This is a genomic window from Phytohabitans sp. LZ39 (assembly GCF_059359075.1).
In genome coordinates, this window is the sequence record NZ_JCADBM010000002.1 from 88642 (window position 1) to 103874 (window position 15233).

The 15233-nt window shown below is 70.7% G+C and carries 15 protein-coding genes; 12 read left to right on the forward strand and 3 right to left on the reverse strand.

The genetic code is table 11. The features are described 5' to 3' along the window. Window positions 1-74: 74 nt before the first annotated feature. From AC5L36_RS04020 to AC5L36_RS04060, 9 genes are all read left to right on the forward strand, one after another. Entirely contained in the window at window positions 75-1304 is a 1230-nt protein-coding gene (locus AC5L36_RS04020) for an MFS transporter (protein ID WP_441214473.1), read from the forward strand. Next, window positions 1291-2223 (forward strand): aldose 1-epimerase family protein, encoded by a 933-nt coding sequence (locus AC5L36_RS04025; RefSeq protein ID WP_441213951.1) that lies wholly within the window; start codon window positions 1291-1293, stop codon window positions 2221-2223. Before AC5L36_RS04020 ends, AC5L36_RS04025 begins: the two co-directional genes overlap by 14 nt. 6 nt (window positions 2224-2229) lie before the next feature. Next, on the forward strand, window positions 2230-2847 hold the full coding sequence (locus AC5L36_RS04030; RefSeq protein WP_441213952.1) for a nitroreductase family protein: 618 nt from the start codon (window positions 2230-2232) through the stop codon (window positions 2845-2847). 120 nt (window positions 2848-2967) lie between these two features. Next, the gene (locus tag AC5L36_RS04035) at window positions 2968-3261 is read left to right on the forward strand and encodes a type II toxin-antitoxin system VapB family antitoxin (protein WP_441213953.1); all 294 of its coding nucleotides are present in this window, start codon (window positions 2968-2970) and stop codon (window positions 3259-3261) included. Continuing rightward, window positions 3261-4427, forward strand: a complete 1167-nt coding sequence (locus AC5L36_RS04040) for an acyl-CoA dehydrogenase family protein (protein ID WP_441213955.1) — start codon at window positions 3261-3263, stop codon at window positions 4425-4427. Before AC5L36_RS04035 ends, AC5L36_RS04040 begins: the two co-directional genes overlap by 1 nt. Window positions 4428-4507: 80 nt before the next feature. Next, the gene (locus AC5L36_RS04045; RefSeq protein WP_441213956.1) at window positions 4508-5266 is read left to right on the forward strand and encodes a DUF4230 domain-containing protein; all 759 of its coding nucleotides are present in this window, start codon (window positions 4508-4510) and stop codon (window positions 5264-5266) included. A 145-nt stretch (window positions 5267-5411) separates the two neighbouring features. After that, the gene (locus AC5L36_RS04050) at window positions 5412-6641 is read left to right on the forward strand and encodes a glycosyltransferase family 2 protein (RefSeq protein ID WP_441213958.1); all 1230 of its coding nucleotides are present in this window, start codon (window positions 5412-5414) and stop codon (window positions 6639-6641) included. Between the two features lie 63 nt (window positions 6642-6704). Next, a complete protein-coding gene (locus AC5L36_RS04055; RefSeq protein ID WP_441213959.1) occupies window positions 6705-7355 on the forward strand; it encodes a type IV toxin-antitoxin system AbiEi family antitoxin domain-containing protein in 651 nt (216 codons plus the stop codon). Continuing rightward, on the forward strand, window positions 7352-8272 hold the full coding sequence (locus AC5L36_RS04060; RefSeq protein WP_441213960.1) for a nucleotidyl transferase AbiEii/AbiGii toxin family protein: 921 nt from the start codon (window positions 7352-7354) through the stop codon (window positions 8270-8272). The genes AC5L36_RS04055 and AC5L36_RS04060 overlap by 4 nt, the downstream gene beginning before the upstream one ends. 142 nt (window positions 8273-8414) lie before the next feature. On the opposite strand, the gene AC5L36_RS04065 is transcribed toward AC5L36_RS04060, so the two are convergent. After that, window positions 8415-8618, reverse strand: a complete 204-nt coding sequence (locus AC5L36_RS04065; RefSeq protein ID WP_441213961.1) for a PspC domain-containing protein — start codon at window positions 8616-8618, stop codon at window positions 8415-8417. A 143-nt stretch (window positions 8619-8761) separates the two neighbouring features. Here AC5L36_RS04065 and AC5L36_RS04070 point away from each other — a divergent pair, with 143 nt between their 5' ends. From AC5L36_RS04070 to AC5L36_RS04080, 3 genes are all read left to right on the forward strand, one after another. Then, complete coding sequence (locus AC5L36_RS04070) at window positions 8762-10561, forward strand: CDP-alcohol phosphatidyltransferase family protein (protein ID WP_441213963.1); 1800 nt, start codon at window positions 8762-8764, stop codon at window positions 10559-10561. A 179-nt stretch (window positions 10562-10740) separates the two neighbouring features. Further along, on the forward strand, window positions 10741-12054 hold the full coding sequence (locus AC5L36_RS04075; RefSeq protein WP_441213965.1) for an ABC transporter ATP-binding protein: 1314 nt from the start codon (window positions 10741-10743) through the stop codon (window positions 12052-12054). Between the two features lie 53 nt (window positions 12055-12107). After that, entirely contained in the window at window positions 12108-13064 is a 957-nt protein-coding gene (locus tag AC5L36_RS04080) for a hypothetical protein (RefSeq protein ID WP_441213966.1), read from the forward strand. A gap of 594 nt (window positions 13065-13658) precedes the next feature. On the opposite strand, the gene AC5L36_RS04085 is transcribed toward AC5L36_RS04080, so the two are convergent. Further along, entirely contained in the window at window positions 13659-14639 is a 981-nt protein-coding gene (locus AC5L36_RS04085) for an acyl-CoA dehydrogenase family protein (protein WP_441213968.1), read from the reverse strand. Between the two features lie 13 nt (window positions 14640-14652). Continuing rightward, window positions 14653-15120 (reverse strand): DUF4442 domain-containing protein, encoded by a 468-nt coding sequence (locus AC5L36_RS04090; protein WP_441213970.1) that lies wholly within the window; start codon window positions 15118-15120, stop codon window positions 14653-14655. Window positions 15121-15233 lie beyond the last annotated feature (113 nt).

Genomic DNA, 15233 nt, shown 5'->3' on the forward strand with positions numbered 1-15233 from the left:
GCCGGGCGGCCGGCTTCCGCCGCCCTCGTCGCTCCGCTCCTCGGACCGGCGGTCGCCACCCCCGGCGCTGGGCGATCGACGTCCGACCGCTCAGCGTTCCCGCGTACCGGCGCATGTGGCTCGGCAACGCGGTCTCCTTCTTCGGCTTCCAGCTCACCGCCGTCGCGGTGCCGGTCGAGATGTTCGCGATCACCGAAGACTCGTTCTGGGTGGGCCTGCTCGGCGTCGCCGGCCTCGTACCGCTGATGGTCTTCGGCCTCTGGGGCGGCGCGGTGGCCGACGCGGTCGACCGCCGCCGGCTGCTGCTGGCCAGCTCCACGCTGATGTGGGCGTCGACCGGCGGCCTGCTGGTGCAGGCGCTGCTTCAGGTGGGCAGCCCGCTGCTGCTGCTCGGCTTGGTGGCGGTGCAGACGATCGCGTTCGCGATCAGCTCGCCGACCCGGCAGGCGATCATCCCGCGGCTGGTCGGGCCGGAGCTCGTGCCGGCGGCCAACACGCTCAGCTTCACCACCACCAGCGGCAGCGCGGTGGTCGGGCCGCTGGCCGCGGGCCTGATCTTCGGGACCTTCGGCACGGACACCGGGCTGCCCATCGCGTACGGCGTGGACGCCCTGTTCTTCGCCATCTCCTTCTGGGCCACCCTGCGCCTGCCAGCCATCCCGCCCGGCGTCGAGCGGGCCACGATGGGGCTGCGCAGCGTCGTGGACGGCATCCGCTACCTGGCGACCACGCCGGTGCTGCTGCTCTCGTTCGCCATCGACCTGATCGCGATGGTGCTGGCCATGCCGCGGGCGCTGTTCCCCGAGGTGGCCGAGGACCGGTTCGGCGGCGGCGCCGCGGTCGGCTGGCTCTACAGCGCGATCGCGATCGGCTCGGTGATCGGCGGGCTGACATCGGGCTGGATCGGCCGGGTCCGCAAGCAGGGCGTGGCGCTGACCGCCGCGGTGGTCGCCTGGGGCATCGCGGTCGGAGTGTCCGGCTTCGCCCGCCACCTGTGGCTGGTGGTGCTGCTGCTCGCCTTCGCTGGCGCGGCCGACCTGGTGAGCGCGGTCTACCGCCAGTCGATCCTCCAGACGTACGCGCCGGACCGCTTCCAGGGGCGCCTTCAGGGGGTGTTCATCACGGTTGTCGCCGGTGGTCCGCGGCTGGGCGATTTGCGGGCCGGTGCGATGGCCGGGCCGTGGGGCGTCACGCTCGCCTGGGCCGGCGGCGGGTTCGCGGCCGCGGTGCTGGCGTTGGTGCTGGTGCTGGCCTTCCCCGCGCTCCTGCGCTACCAGATATCGTCAGCCGATGGACAACGGTAGGACCCCGCTCTCCGGGGCACAGTGGACGATCGCGGCCGAAGGCCACGAGGCCGTCGTGGTCGAGGTCGGCGGAGGGCTGCGGCACTACCGGTGGCGCGGGGTCGACTACGTGGACGGGTACGGCGACGACGAGCTGCCGCCGGGCTGTGCCGGACAGATCCTGGCGCCCTGGCCCAACCGGATCCGTGACGGCCAGTACACCTTCGGCGAGCGGCAGCTCCAGCTCTCGATCACCGAGCCGATCCGCAACAACGCGATCCACGGCCTGGTCAACTGGCAGCCCTGGACGTTGGCCGAGCGCTCGGCCGACGCGGTGACGATCGAGTGCGCGATGCCGGCCCAGCCGGGCTACCCGTGGCCGCTGCGGCTGCGCGCCGAGTGGCGGGTCGGCGGGGACGGGCTGCGGGTCACCCACTCGGTCACCAACGCCGCCCACGAGCCGTGCCCGTTCGGCTTCTCCGTCCACCCTTACCTGCGCCTGCCCGGCGCCCGCGCCGACGACCTGCTGCTGCGCGTGCCGGCCCGCAGCCGCGTGCTGGTCGACGGCCGGCTGCTGCCGATCGGCGCGCAGAAGGTGGCCGGCACCGAGTTCGACTTCACCGAGCCGCGCCGCATCGGCACCACGGTGTTGGACACCGCGTTCGGCGACGTCGACCGGCGCGAAGACGGCGGCTCCGCCGTCACCCTGTCCACATCGGATGGAGAGCACGCGGTCACGATCTGGGGCGACGCCGCGTTCGGCTGGTGGCAGGTGTTCAGCAGCGACACGCTCACCGGCGACCGGTTCCGCCGCGCGGTGGCGATCGAGCCGATGACCTGCGTGCCCGACGCGTTCCGCTCCGGGCGTGGGCTCGTCGTGTTGGAGCCGGGCCAGACCTGGAGCGGCACCTGGGGCATCACGCCGTCCGCGGGCGGCTGAGCCGGGGTGGAGTTCCGCGACGTCGTGCGGCGCCGGCGGATGGTTCGCAACTACGACCCCGACCGTCCGGTGCCGCCCGAGGTGGTCGACCGCCTGCTCGCCCACGCCACCCGGGCGCCGTCCGCCGGATTCTCCCAGGGCTGGGGGTTTCTGGTCCTGGAGGAGCCCGCCGACCGGGAGCGGTTCTGGGCCACCACGACACCCGAGGGGCAGGCGATGACCGGCTGGCTGGCCGGCATGCGCCGCGCCCCGCTGCTCGTGGTCGCGCACTCCAACCGGTCGGTGTACCTCGACCGGTACGCGGAGCCGGACAAGGGCTGGACCGACCGCGACCCGGGCCGCTGGCCGGCGCCGTACTGGGACATCGACGCCGGCTTCGCGAGCATGTTGATGCTGCTCACGGCCGTCGACGAGGGCCTGGGCGCGTGCTTTTTCGGCATCCCGCCGGCGCGTATCGCGGCGTACCGGGAGCAGTTCGGGGTGCCGGCGGACTTCTCCCCGATCGGGGCGATCACGGTCGGCTATCCGGCCCCGGACCGCCGCTCGCCGTCGCTCAAGCGCGGCCGGCGGCCACCCGACCAGGTCATCCACCGTGGGCACTGGACTGGACAGCGTGCAATATAGCCGACATCAGGGAACAAACCGAGGTGTCGGCGCCGGTCGCTAGGCTGGCATGCGGTCGACACCGGTAAGAGCCGGCACAGGTAAGAACGGTACGGCGACATGGGAGGGGAGCGTGCCGTCGTGATCTTCAAAGCGGTTCGGGACGGGCGTCCGTATCCCGACCACGGTCTGACGCTGAAGCAGTGGGCGGAGATCCCGCCACGGCCGATCCGGATCGACCAGCTCATCACGACAAAGCGCGAGCTCGCCCTCGACAAGCTCCTCGCCGAAGACTCGACCTTCTACGGCGACCTGTTCCCGCACGTCGTGCAGTGGAACGGCGGGCTCTACCTCGAAGACGGCCTGCACCGGGCGCTGCGCGCGGCCCTTCAGCAGCGCAACCAGATCCACGCCCGAGTGCTGGTGCTGACCTGATGCGCGCACTGCCGCTCGACCTGATCGACGTCGACTCGCTGCACACCGACGAGGAGCGGCAGATCCGCGCCGTCGTGCGCAAGGTCGTCGACAGCCTGGTGCGCCCGCACGTCGCCGAGTGGTACGAGCGGGGGCAGGTGCCGGCCCGCGACCTCGCGCTGGAGTTCGGCAAGCTCGGCCTGCTCGGCATGCACCTGACCGGATACGGCTGCGCCGGCGCCTCCGCCGTGGCGTACGGGATGGCCTGCCTGGAGCTCGAGGCGGGCGACTCGGGCGTGCGTTCGCTGGTCTCGGTGCAGGGCTCGCTGGCCATGTACGCGATCTGGCGCTTCGGCAGTGCCGAGCAAAAGTCGCAGTGGCTGCCCCGGATGGCCGCCGGCGAGGCGCTGGGCTGCTTCGGGCTCACCGAGCCCGATCACGGCTCCGACCCGGCGTCGATGACGACGCGGGCCCGTCGCTCCGGCGATGACTGGCTGCTCAGCGGCACCAAGATGTGGATCACCAACGCGCCGGTCGCCGATGTGGCGGTGGTCTGGGCGCGGGCCGAGGAGGCCGTGCGCGGCTTCGTCGTGCCGATGGACTCACCCGGCGTCACTGCCCGCGAGATCCAGCACAAGATGTCGCTGCGCGCCTCCTCGACCGGTGAGCTGGTGCTCGACGACGTGCGGCTGCCCGCCGACGCCGTGCTCCCCGAGGTCGAGGGGCTGAAAGGCCCGCTGTCCTGCCTGACCGAGGCCCGCCAGGGCATTTCCTGGGGCGCGCTGGGCGCGGCGCGGGAGTGCCTGCACACGGCGCTCGACTACGCGGTGTCGCGGGAGCAGTTCGGCCGGCCGATCGGCGCCTTCCAGCTGACCCAGGCCAAGCTCGCCGACATGGCGGTCGAGCTGCAAAAGGGATACCTGTTGGCGCTGCACCTCGGCCGCCTCGCCGACGCCGGCAAGGTCCGCCCCGAGCAGGTCAGCGTCGCCAAGCTCAACAACGTGCGGGAGGCCCTCGCGATCGCCCGGCAGTGCCGCACGATCCTCGGCGCCAACGGCATCAGCGGTGAGTACCCGGTGCTCCGCCACGCCAACAACCTGGAGAGCGTGCTGACCTACGAGGGCACCTCCGAGATCCATCAACTTGTCATCGGGCAAAAGCTGACCGGCCTGTCGGCGTTCGGCTGAACGTGCGAGTGTCGCACCCGGGCCGTACCGTTCTCTTAAGGGTCTCTTAAGCCCAGTCTCAAGAGGACGGTGATCGGGACATGGACCACCCGACCAGCGAGTTTTCCGAGTATCGAAAGGGTCAGGCCACGGCGGAGGAGTCACGGCCCGACCCGCGGTTTCACGACGACGAGGAGACCACGCCCGAGACACCCCGCGCGCGCCGCGGCCGGGCCCTGTTCTGGCTGGCCGGCGCGGTCGGGCTGATCGTGGTCCTGGTGCTCAGCGTCCAGGCGGTCGGGCTGTGGCCGAGCTGGCGTAACCCGTTCGCCCAGGAGACCAAAGACCGCAGCCAGCCGCCGCTGCTTCAGTCCATCCAGGATCTGAGCCGCTACGTGGCCGCGGAGGGCAATTTCCAGGTCGTCATCGACCTCGAAAAAGACCGCAAGTACGTGCCGGACTTCCTGGTCAACCAGCGCACGCTCTTCGTCGGTGCGGGCCGGGTCGAGGCCTACGTCGACTTCGGCAAGATCGGCGACGGCGCGATCGTCGAGTCCGCCGACCGCACGTCGGCCGAGGTCACGCTGCCCGGGCCGCAGCTCACCGAGGCCTCGCTCGACCTGGAAAAGAGCTACGTCTTCGCCGAGGAGCGCGGCCTGCTCAACAGGCTCGGTGAGGTGTTCGGCGGTGATCCAAACCGCCAGCAGGAGGTCTACCAGCTGGCCCAGGAGCGGATCACCGGGGCCGCGCGAGACAGCGGCCTCGTGCAGCGGGCCGAGGAAAACACCCGCAAGATGCTTGAAGGCCTGCTGCGATCACTCGGTTACACACAGGTCAAGGTCACCTATACCGCCGCATAGCGGCGGGTGCGGTCGCGGCGCCACCCGCTATCCTCATGCGGGTGGCGCGAGCCTTTGCGCTTGGCGACGCGCCGGGCGAGGATCAAAACATCGCGCGTAGAGTGCGCCGGCAAGGACAATCAGCGTTGTGACCGGGAGTATGCCTGTGGCCAGCACCGTGGCGAAGGACGACGTCGACATCGAGGTCACCGTCCTGTTGCCCTGCCTCAACGAGGCGGAGACGCTCGAGGTCTGCGTGACCAAGGCGCGCCGCGCGCTCGACGACCTGGGCGTGGTCGGCGAGGTGCTGGTCAGCGACAACGGCTCGACCGACGGCTCGCAGGACATCGCGATCAAGGCCGGCGCCCGGGTCTCGCACGCGCCGGTCCGCGGATACGGCGGCGCGCTGCTCAACGGCATCGCCGAGGCGCGCGGTAAGTACATCATCATGGGTGATGCGGACGATTCGTACGACTTGTCCAATCTTGAGCCGTTCATCCGTGAGCTCCGGGCCGGCCACGACCTGGTGATGGGCAACAGGTTCCGCGGCGGCATCGCGCCCGGCGCCATGCCCCCGCTGCACCGCTACCTGGGCAACCCGGTGCTCTCCTTCCTCGGACGTCGCCTGTTCGGCAAGAGCCTGAGCCACGTGGGTGACTTCCACTGCGGCATCCGCGGCTTCAACCGCGACCGCATCCGCCAGCTGGGCCTGTGCATGCCGGGCATGGAGTTCGCCTCCGAGCTGGTCGTGCGCGCCGCGCTCAACGACTACGACATCGTCGAGGTGCCGACCACCCTCCAGCCCGACGGCCGCAGCCGCCCGCCACACCTGCGCACCTGGCGTGACGGGTGGCGCCACCTGCGGTTCCTGCTGGTCTTCGCGCCGCGCAAGACGCTGATCTGGCCCGGCGCGATCATGTTCGTCCTCGGCCTGATCGGCACGTCGATCCTGACCGTCGGCCCCCTGCGAGTGGCCGGCGTCGGCTTCGACATCAACACGCTCGTCTACACCTGCCTGGCCATGCTCGTCGGCACCCAGCTGCTGATGTTCGGCGCGTTCGCCCTGATCTATGGGCACAACGAAGGCATCACCAGCGAGCGCCAGTCCGACCGGTGGATCCGCCTGATCCGGCTCGAGACCTGTACGGCGGTCGGCGTGCTGCTCGTGCTGATCGGCCTCGCCGGCAGCATCCTGGCGTTCTCCGCCTGGGGCTCGCGCGGCTTCGGCGCCCAAGACCTCGGCGAAGCGCTCCGCGTGGTGCTGCCCTCGTCGACCTGCATCGGCGTCGGCGTCACCGTGATCTTCGCCGGCCTCTTCTCCAGCCTGCTGAGCCTGCGCCGGGTCAACTCACCCGTGGTGAGCCCGGCCGGCGAGTTCGCCTCCACCAACGCCTGACCAGGTCGCGCGAGGACGAACGTGAAGTCGGAGCGTTCGTCGCACTATTGATACGATCGCTCCATGTCTAGGCGTACTGCCCTGGCTTCGATCAGCCAGGTTGCTGGTGAGCAATGGGGCATGATCACCGCTGGACAGGCTCGGCGTGTTGGCGTGTCGCGTCAGGATCTGAGCCGACTGGTCGATGACGGGACGCTTGCCGTCGCTGATCAGGCCACACGCGTGTACCGGCTCACGGGCGTGCCCGAAGACCCCGACCTCGACCCGCTGCGAGCGGCCTGGCTGCAACTCGGCGGTGCCAAATCATGGCATGAACGCACCGCTATCCCGGACGTGGTCATCAGCCATCGCAGCGCGGCACACCTGCGGCGACTCGGCGACCTGATTCCACATGAGCACGAGTTCTACGCCACCACCCGGCTGCGTCCTCGGCGCAGCGACATCAAACTGCGTGTGCGTTCGAAGATTGCCCCAAAGAGTTGGGAGGTCTGGGGCGGGCTGCCGGTGCGTACCGTGCCGGGGCTCATAGACGATCTGCTCAGCGACCACGAGGACGAATCGGCGGTGGCTCAAGTCGCACGGGATGCGCTCGAACGGGGCCTCCTCCGCGGAGATGCGCTCGAGGCAGCCATCGAGCCGTACGCGGTGGCCTACGGTCACTCGGACCCAGCAGAGTTTCTTCGGATACTCGTCGGCACAACGGATCCGTCGTGACCGGGACAAAGTTCCAGTACGAGACGCCCTCGGCGTTCAGGAAAGCACTCAAGGACCGCTTCGGGCAGATCGCGCGTACGGACCGACGCTACTCAGTCGACGAACTCCAGCGCCAGTTCGCCTATGACCGCGCCCTCGCCCGACTGTTCAGCTCCGCTGACGCCGACCGGTGGGTACTCAAGGGCGCAGGAGCGCTCCTGGCCCGGCTCGCCACGGCCCGGCACAGCAAGGACGTCGATGTCTTCTTCAACGCCGCGGACGCCGATGTCGACGACGCTCTCGACGCGCTCCAGACCGCGCTCCGCATCGACCTCGGCGATCACTTCGACTTCGACATCACCCGAGTCATGCCACTCCAAGAGGAGGCCAAGGGAGCCCGGGTGTACCTCAACGCACGACTCGGCCCGACGCCGTCCGCGACCTTCCACATCGACGTTGTCGTGGGCACCGCGATGACCGGCACACCAGACGTCGTCGCGCCACTGACACCACTCGACATAGAAGGGCTCGTCCGGCCGCACTACCGCGTCTTCCCGGTCGCCGACCACCTTGCAGACAAGCTCTGCGCCATCTTCGGCACGTACGCCCGGGACGGACAGCCAGCCAGCAGTAGCCGGGTGAAGGACCTCGTCGACATCGCGATCATCGCCACCACGCAGACCACCGGGGCCAAAACGCTGCGCATCGCCATCGTCACCAACGCGGCACTGCGCAGGCTCGATCTTCCCGAACGATTCACGTTGCCTGACCCGGCCGGCTGGGCCGCACGCTACCCACGCGCCGCAGCAGAAGCACCCGGCCCTATCCCGGACTACGACACGGCCGTACACCTCGCCAGCCAGATCTTCGACCCGATCCTCGACGCGACAGCGACCGGCGCATGGGACCCGTCGACACAGGCGTGGATCCCACAATGACGGGCGGTGGGAGCCGCACATGCTCGTCGGTGTGTGTTCGGCGGGCCTGGGTTGGGTTGTGAAGCGCGGAGGGTGAGGCCGCGGGAGCAGCGGTCCGGACCACCGCGGACATCGCGGTAGCTCAAATCTGGAAAAAGATCGTCTAGTACGTCGTGGCGTACCGCTCCTCGTTGGGCATGATGATCCACAGCGCGATGTAGATGACGAACTGCGGGCCGGGGAGCAGGCAGGAGATCAGGAAGATCAGGCGCATCGCGTTCGGCGAGATGCCGAAGCGGCGGCCGAGGCCGGCGCACACGCCGGCGATCATCCGGTTGTCTCGGGGTCGTACGAGTTTCGTCCTCATGTATCCACGGTATGAGCGGCCCGGCCCACCCGCCTCCGCAGCGCGGCGGACCCCGCCCTGAACAGCGGCTGAGGGCTTTCCCTGACCTGGCTGGTGGCTGCTAACCTGGCCGGCGTCAATTCCTGGGGTAGGGCGGCTCATCGATGTTGGGTGTCATCGTCACCTCCGGGCTGGAGCTGACCGCCGGGCCCATCTCGGAGCAGTTGCGCGCCGCTGGCGTAAACAAGGTCGTGGCGGTGCCGGACCTCGCCGGTCTGGCCGGGATGGCGAGCACGTCCGACGAGCCGCTGCTGATCTGTGCCGACGACCTCGTCGCGCACACCGCCGTGCTGCGGCACCTGGCCACCAACCCGGCTGGTTCGACGGTGGCCCTGGTGGTCGAGGCCGGGTCCGGGTCGCGCGGTGAGCGGGTCCGCGAGGAGCGCGGCCGGCTGGTGCCGGGCGAGCCCAACGCGGCCTTCGGCGGTGCCCTGCGGGTGGACCCGCCCGACCTGCCCGACCTGATGGCCGCCGCGCGCGGCGGGGTCGGCGTCGGCCTCGACGCGCTGCCTGCGTCCCTGCGTGGCGTGGGCGTCACCGTCTTCAGCCAGCGGGTGCGCCAGCTCGTCGCGGCCCGCGCTCGGGACGGCGTGGCCCGCGCGGCCGCGCAGGCGACGATCGCCGAGATCCAGCCGGAAGAGGTGGAGCTGCGGCTGGCGGTGCGGGAGCGCGACGACCTCGTCGCCACCTATCTGGTCAGCTCCTGGTCGCCGCGGCTGACCGGGTGGGCGGCGCGGGTCGGCCTCGGGCCCAACACGGTCACCGCTGCCTCGGTCGCGTTCGTGGCGGCCGCCGCGCTGCTGTTCTGGGCGGGTGGGCGGCCGGCGTTGCTGCTCGGCGCGGCGATGCTCTACCTCGGCTTCGTGCTCGACCGGGTCGATGGCCAGCTCGCGCGGTACACGCGGCGGTTTAGCCCCTTCGGCGGGTGGCTGGACACGATGGCCGACCGGGTCAAGGAGGCCGTGGTCTTCGCCGGCCTGGCGGTCGGGGCGCAGGGTGACGGGTGGGCGCTCGCCGTCGGCGTGTTGCTGCTGATCACCGTGCGGCGGCAGAGCGACACCTGGTACCTGGCGCTGCACGACGAGGCGGCGGCGCGTGCCACACCCTCGACCGGGCGGCTGGGCCGGCTCTCCCACCGGGTGCAGTCCGACCAGGGCTCGCCGGCGTACTGGCTCAAGCAGACCGCGCTGTTTCCGACCGGCGCCCGGTGGGCCGTGATCGCGGTGTGCGTCGCGCTCTTCGACCAGCGGGTGGCGCTGGTGGCGGTGCTGGTCTGCGCCGTGCTCTCGGCCGCGTACACGCTGGTCCTGCGCACCGCACGCGCGCTGTCGATGCGGGTGCCGGTCTTCGCCTCCGCCGACCCGACGCTGTACCGCGACGACGGTGCCGCCGCCCACCTGTTGCGCCGCTGGTCGGTCCCGCCGCTGGCCGCGGCCGTGCTCGGAGCGGCCGGTGCGGCGGCGGCGCTGGTGGTGGCCCGGTCCGGCGGGAGTGACCTGGCCGTCGTGGCGCTTGGGGCGCTGGTGTTGGCTGCCGCGCTGGGTGCGTGGCACGCGCACGACGGCCCGCTGGACTGGCTGGTGCCGGCGGCGCTGCGCGCGGCGGAGCTGCTGTTCGTGGTCGCGGCGGGTGTGGCGTACGAGGTGCCGCTGCCCGTCGTCTACCTGTTGCTGGCCGCGCTCGCCCTGCACCACTGCGACTTCACGACCCGGCTGGAAAAGCGCGTGGAGGGGCCGCCGCTGCACAAGCTGGGGCTCGGCTGGGACGGCCGGGCGGTGGTGCTCGTGGTCGGCGCGGTCGCCGGGGCGGCCTCCGCCGCGTTCGCGATGCTCGGCCTGTACCTTGCGGCGCTCGTGGTGGTCGACGCGTGGCGTACGTGGAGTTACGGCGCGGCAGGGCGCTGACGCGTCATTCCTGCCGGTTTGGTGTCCCATAGCCGGGGGTACGGAAAAACTCGGCTGAACTGGGCAGTAATCACCCTGTCACACCACGAACATGGCACGTTTACCCGATGGGCTGAAGCCGTAACGATCGTCACAGTTACCTATTCGGGGGCCGGCAACGAAGCTGCGGGGAGGTGACGGTGACCACCGTCGCACTCAAGGACGTCACCAAGGTTTTCCCAGATGGCACAGTCGCGGTCGACAACGTCAGTCTTGACGTTAACGACGGCGAATTTATGGTGCTCCTGGGCCCGTCAGGCTGTGGCAAGTCGACGGTGCTCCGCATGGTCGCCGGGCTGGAAGACCCCACCACCGGAGCGATCTTGCTAGACGGCGAGCTCGCCAATGATCTTCCTCCACGCGACCGGCGAATCGCGATGGTTTTCCAGGATTTCGCGCTATATCCCCACATGACTGTTGGGGAGAATATTGGTTTTCCTCTACGTCTTTCCGGCGTCGACCAGCTGCCGCGTGGCGAGCGGGTGGCCGACGTGGCGAGCGCTCTCGGCATTGGCGACGTCCTCGCCCGCAAGCCCAGCCAGCTCTCCGGCGGCCAGCGCCAGCGGGTGGCGATGGGCCGGGCGATCGTGCGCCGGCCGGGCCTGTTCCTGATGGACGAGCCACTGTCCAACCTAGACAGTGGCCTGCGCGCCGAGCTGCGGGCGGAGATCTCCGGGCTGGTGCGCGAGCTGGGCGTCAGCACGATCTACGTCACGCACGACCAGGCCGAGGCGCTGACCATGGCCGACCGCGTCGCGATCATGCGCAAGGGCGTGCTCCAGGACGTGGGCACACCCACCCAGGTGTACGGGCGGCCGGCCACCCTCTACGTCGCCGCGTTCCTGGGCAGCCCCCGGATGAACCTGCTGGAGGCGTCGGTCTACGTGCACCTCGACCGGTACGTCGCGCTCAACCTCGGCGAGCAGGCCCTCTACCTGCCGTGGGACGACATCCGGGCGCGGGCGGTCGCGCACTACCACGGTGAGCGCATCGTGGTCGGCATGCGGGCGGAGGCGCTCACGCCGGTGGCGCCGGGCACGCCGGGCGACGTGCTTCAGGGACGCATCCGCTACCTGGAGCACCACGGGCACGAGTCGCTGGCGTTCCTCGACATCGGCGCCACCGCGATCCTCGTCGACGACCTGGGCGGCCCGGTCACCGAGACCGAGGGCGCCAACGGTGGCAGCCGGCTGCGCCGCTTCGGCCACGTGATGCAGCGCCTTACCGGCCGCGCGACCAGCGAGGCGGCGCGACCCGAGGCCACCGGGCAGGGCAGCCGCACCAGCGTGCTGAGCGACCCCGGCCGCCACCATCGCCGCCCGGCGGAGCTGGCGGTGCGGCTGGCGCCCTACCCCGCGGTGTCGGCGGGGCACCCGCTCGCCATTTCGGTGCGGATGGACGCCCTGCACTTTTTCGACGAGCGTGGCGATCGGATCGATGTGGGGTGGCGGTAGTCACACCCGCTGCCCTACCGTCAGCGGATGTCCGCTACGGTTCTGGATTGCTCGTGATCGAGCGCATCCTGCGCGACCGGCAGAGCATCTGGCAGCAGATCGTCGATGAGCGGGAGCTCGGCCAGTTGACCCGCCATATGCTGGCCAGCTCCGCCATCGCGCTCGCGCTTTACGGCGCGGTGCTGGGCGCCTTCCACAGTGTCCTGATGGCCCTCACGTCGGCGGTCAAGCTGCCGCTGCTCTTCCTCGTCACGCTGGCGATCTGCCTGCCGACGCTCTACCTGTTCAACCTGGTCTTCGGTGCGCGGCTGTCCGTGCGGCAGGCGCTCGCGATGGTGATGGTGGCCATCACGGTCACCGCGATGCTGGCCGTGGCGTTCGCGCCGATCAGCCTCTTCTTCCTCATCACGGCGCCTGACTACGGCTTCTTCAAGCTGCTCAACGTGGCGATCCTGACCCTGTCGGCGCTGGTCGGTCTGCGCTTCCTGACCGGTGGGATGCAGGTGCTCAACGAGCACGGCCTGCTCGCTCCCGCGACCCCCACCCTCGCGGCCGCGCCGGCGGCTCCCGCGCAGGCCCCGGTGCCGGCGGAGGTGGTGCCGGCCACGCCGATCTCCGCCGTGCCCGCGACCACGGTGCCCGCCACGCCGGTGCCCGCGACAGCCGTGCCTGCCACCAGCGCCGTCAACGGCGGTGCGGCGTCCACTGTGGTCAGCGCGCCGCTGCCACCGCCGCCGCCGATGACCACGCCGGCATGGGACCCCGCGTCGCGCCCCATCTTCGCCAACGCCGGCCCGCGCCCGCACCACCCGCCGCCGCGCGACGGACAGCGTCCGGCGAGCATGACCCTGCTGTACATCTGGATCATGCTGTTCGGCTTCGTGGGCACCCAGCTCGCCTGGACGCTGCGGCCGTTCTTCGGCAGCCCGAACGAGGGTTTCGCGCTTTTCCGCAGCATCGAGGGCAACTTCTACGCCGAAATCCTGAAGACCATCGCCAACCTCTTCTGACGTCTCGTCGATCAGGGACTTGGGGGCCCTCCACCAAGTCCCTGGCCGACTCTGGTCCAGCCCCGATTCATACAGATGTGAGCTACCGCGGCGCCCGTCGTGGTCCAGACCGCTGCGCGGGGCCCCCGGGGAAACGTGGAGCGCAGCGGAGCGTTTTCTTGGGGTGCATTTCCCGCTGCCTCACCCGTCCGCCGTTGGTCACGCTCACGCCGGACGCCCTGCCCGGCCACCGGGGCCGGGCAGGAGACGGGTGTGCGCGCGGATCGCCTTTGCTCCGCACCCCCATAGTCGCCACCCACGCCCATGCGGCTGAACCGCCCGACCGGTTTCCTCCCGGGGTGCAGAGCAAAGGGATCCCGCACACCCCACGGACCGCGGCCCGTCGGCCTGGGAAGCTGTCGACCCGGACGCACAGACGAGGCAGCTCGACAGCGTAGGCGTGAGCGTGACCAGCGGCGGACGGGTGAGGCCGCGGGAGCAGCGGTCCGGGCCACAGCGGACATCGCGGTAGCTCAAATATGTATGAATCGGGGCTGGACCTGGAGTCGGCCAGGGACTTGGTGGAGGGCCCCCAAGTCCCTGATCGACGAGACGTCAGGACGGGTGGATCTCGGGGGAGAGCAGGTCGAGCAGCGCGGACTTGATCGGTGGGCGGGAGCCGAAGACCAGCAGGAACATCGCCTCGCGGACCAGGCGCTGGGCGTGGTGGTCGCGAAGGACAGACCGCGCGCCGCTTGCCACCGTCAGCGTGGTCGCCGCGCGCATCGCGAACGCGGACGCCGCCGCACGCGCGGCCGGCAGCGTCTCGGGGGTGGCGGCGTCGAGCGCGGCGCGGCACGCGTCCAGCTCCGCGGCCAGCGAGGTCGGGCCGAGCAGGCGGGTGGCGCGGGCGGCCACGCCGAGGGCGAAGGAGCCGTTCATCCGCAGGCCGGCGGCGTCACGCGCGCCCCACTCGGCGAACGGGAGGGTGGTGGTCACCCGCTCGGCCGGCACGAAGTGGCCGTCGAAGGTGACCTCGACGGTCGTGGCGGCGTTCGCGGCGACGAGGTCGAGTGGCCGCGCGGCCAGCGTCGGACCGGGCACGGCGTCCACGAGGGACCAGATCGCCGTCTCGGCGTCGTCGCGGGCGGCGGTGAGCAAGACGTCGATCATGCCCCAGCCGGTGACCCACGGGCAGGTGCCGTCGAGCCGGTAGCCGCCGTCGACGGGCGTCGCGCGCACCGAGGGTGGGCCGGGGCGGAGGGCGCCCAGCGCGACGCCGGCCCGGCGCTCGCCGCGGCACAGCGGGTCGAGCCACTCCTCGATCAGGTCGGGCTGTGCGCTGTCGGCCACGGCCCGCACCGCACCGTGATGTTGCATCCACACGAACGTGGTGGCCAGGCAGCCGCTGGCCAGTGACTCCACGATCATCGGCGCGTCCGGCACGCCGGGCGGGCCGGCCATGCCGTAGAGGCCCGCGGATGCCAGCAGGTCGAGGTGGCCGGCCGGGATGACGCCCGTGGCGTCGACCTCCAGCGCGGCGGGGAAGAGCACGTCGTCGGCGATCTGCCGCGCCTTCTCGAGCGGGTCGGTCACGCCTGCACGGTACTCAGCGCTGTGGTCGCAGCGTCCAGATCACCGTCATCTCGGCCGTGGTTTCGCCGTCTTCGGTGGCGATCTCGACCAGCACCGGAAACTGCGGGCGGGTGCCGGCCTCCAGCTCGGCGGCCACCTCGGCGGCCGGGCGGCCCAGGCGGGCGGTGGCGCGGATGGCGCCGAGCGCCAGCCGCTTGTACGCGATGTCGGCGCGGACGGCCAGCGGCACCGCCCGGTCGAGCAGGTCGGCGAACGCGGCCAGCACCACCGCGCCGGACGCGGTCTCGCCGAGCGTGAAGATGGCGCCGGCGTGCGGGCCACCGACGTGGTTGTGCGTCGCGGGTGAGTCGGGCAGGCGGACGACCGTGCGGACGCCGCCGTCGCCGTCGGGTGCGGCGTCGACGAACTCGAAGCCGAGCGTGCGGGCGAACGGCACCGCCTGGAGCATCCCGGCTCCAACGGCCTGCGCGTCGATGGACATGCACCAGATGTTACCCGCAAGTAACCCTGGAAGGGACCCCCAATTGGCCCCGAGAACGTGGACGCGCGCCCAGATAAGTAGTCAAGCTACATGTAGAGAGATAAGGAGTGGTG

Bases quoted from the DNA above. Each gene is read 5' to 3' on its own strand.
- AC5L36_RS04090 (WP_441213970.1), bottom strand. From the start codon at position 15,120: ATGTCCATCGACGCGCAGGCCGTTGGAGCCGGGATGCTCCAGGCGGTG.
- AC5L36_RS04055 (WP_441213959.1), top strand. From the start codon at position 6,705: ATGTCTAGGCGTACTGCCCTGGCTTCGATCAGCCAGGTTGCTGGTGAG.
- AC5L36_RS04040 (WP_441213955.1), top strand. From the start codon at position 3,261: ATGCGCGCACTGCCGCTCGACCTGATCGACGTCGACTCGCTGCACACC.
- AC5L36_RS04045 (WP_441213956.1), top strand. From the start codon at position 4,508: ATGGACCACCCGACCAGCGAGTTTTCCGAGTATCGAAAGGGTCAGGCC.
- AC5L36_RS04065 (WP_441213961.1), bottom strand. From the start codon at position 8,618: ATGAGGACGAAACTCGTACGACCCCGAGACAACCGGATGATCGCCGGC.
- AC5L36_RS04070 (WP_441213963.1), top strand. From the start codon at position 8,762: ATGTTGGGTGTCATCGTCACCTCCGGGCTGGAGCTGACCGCCGGGCCC.
- AC5L36_RS04025 (WP_441213951.1), top strand. From the start codon at position 1,291: ATGGACAACGGTAGGACCCCGCTCTCCGGGGCACAGTGGACGATCGCG.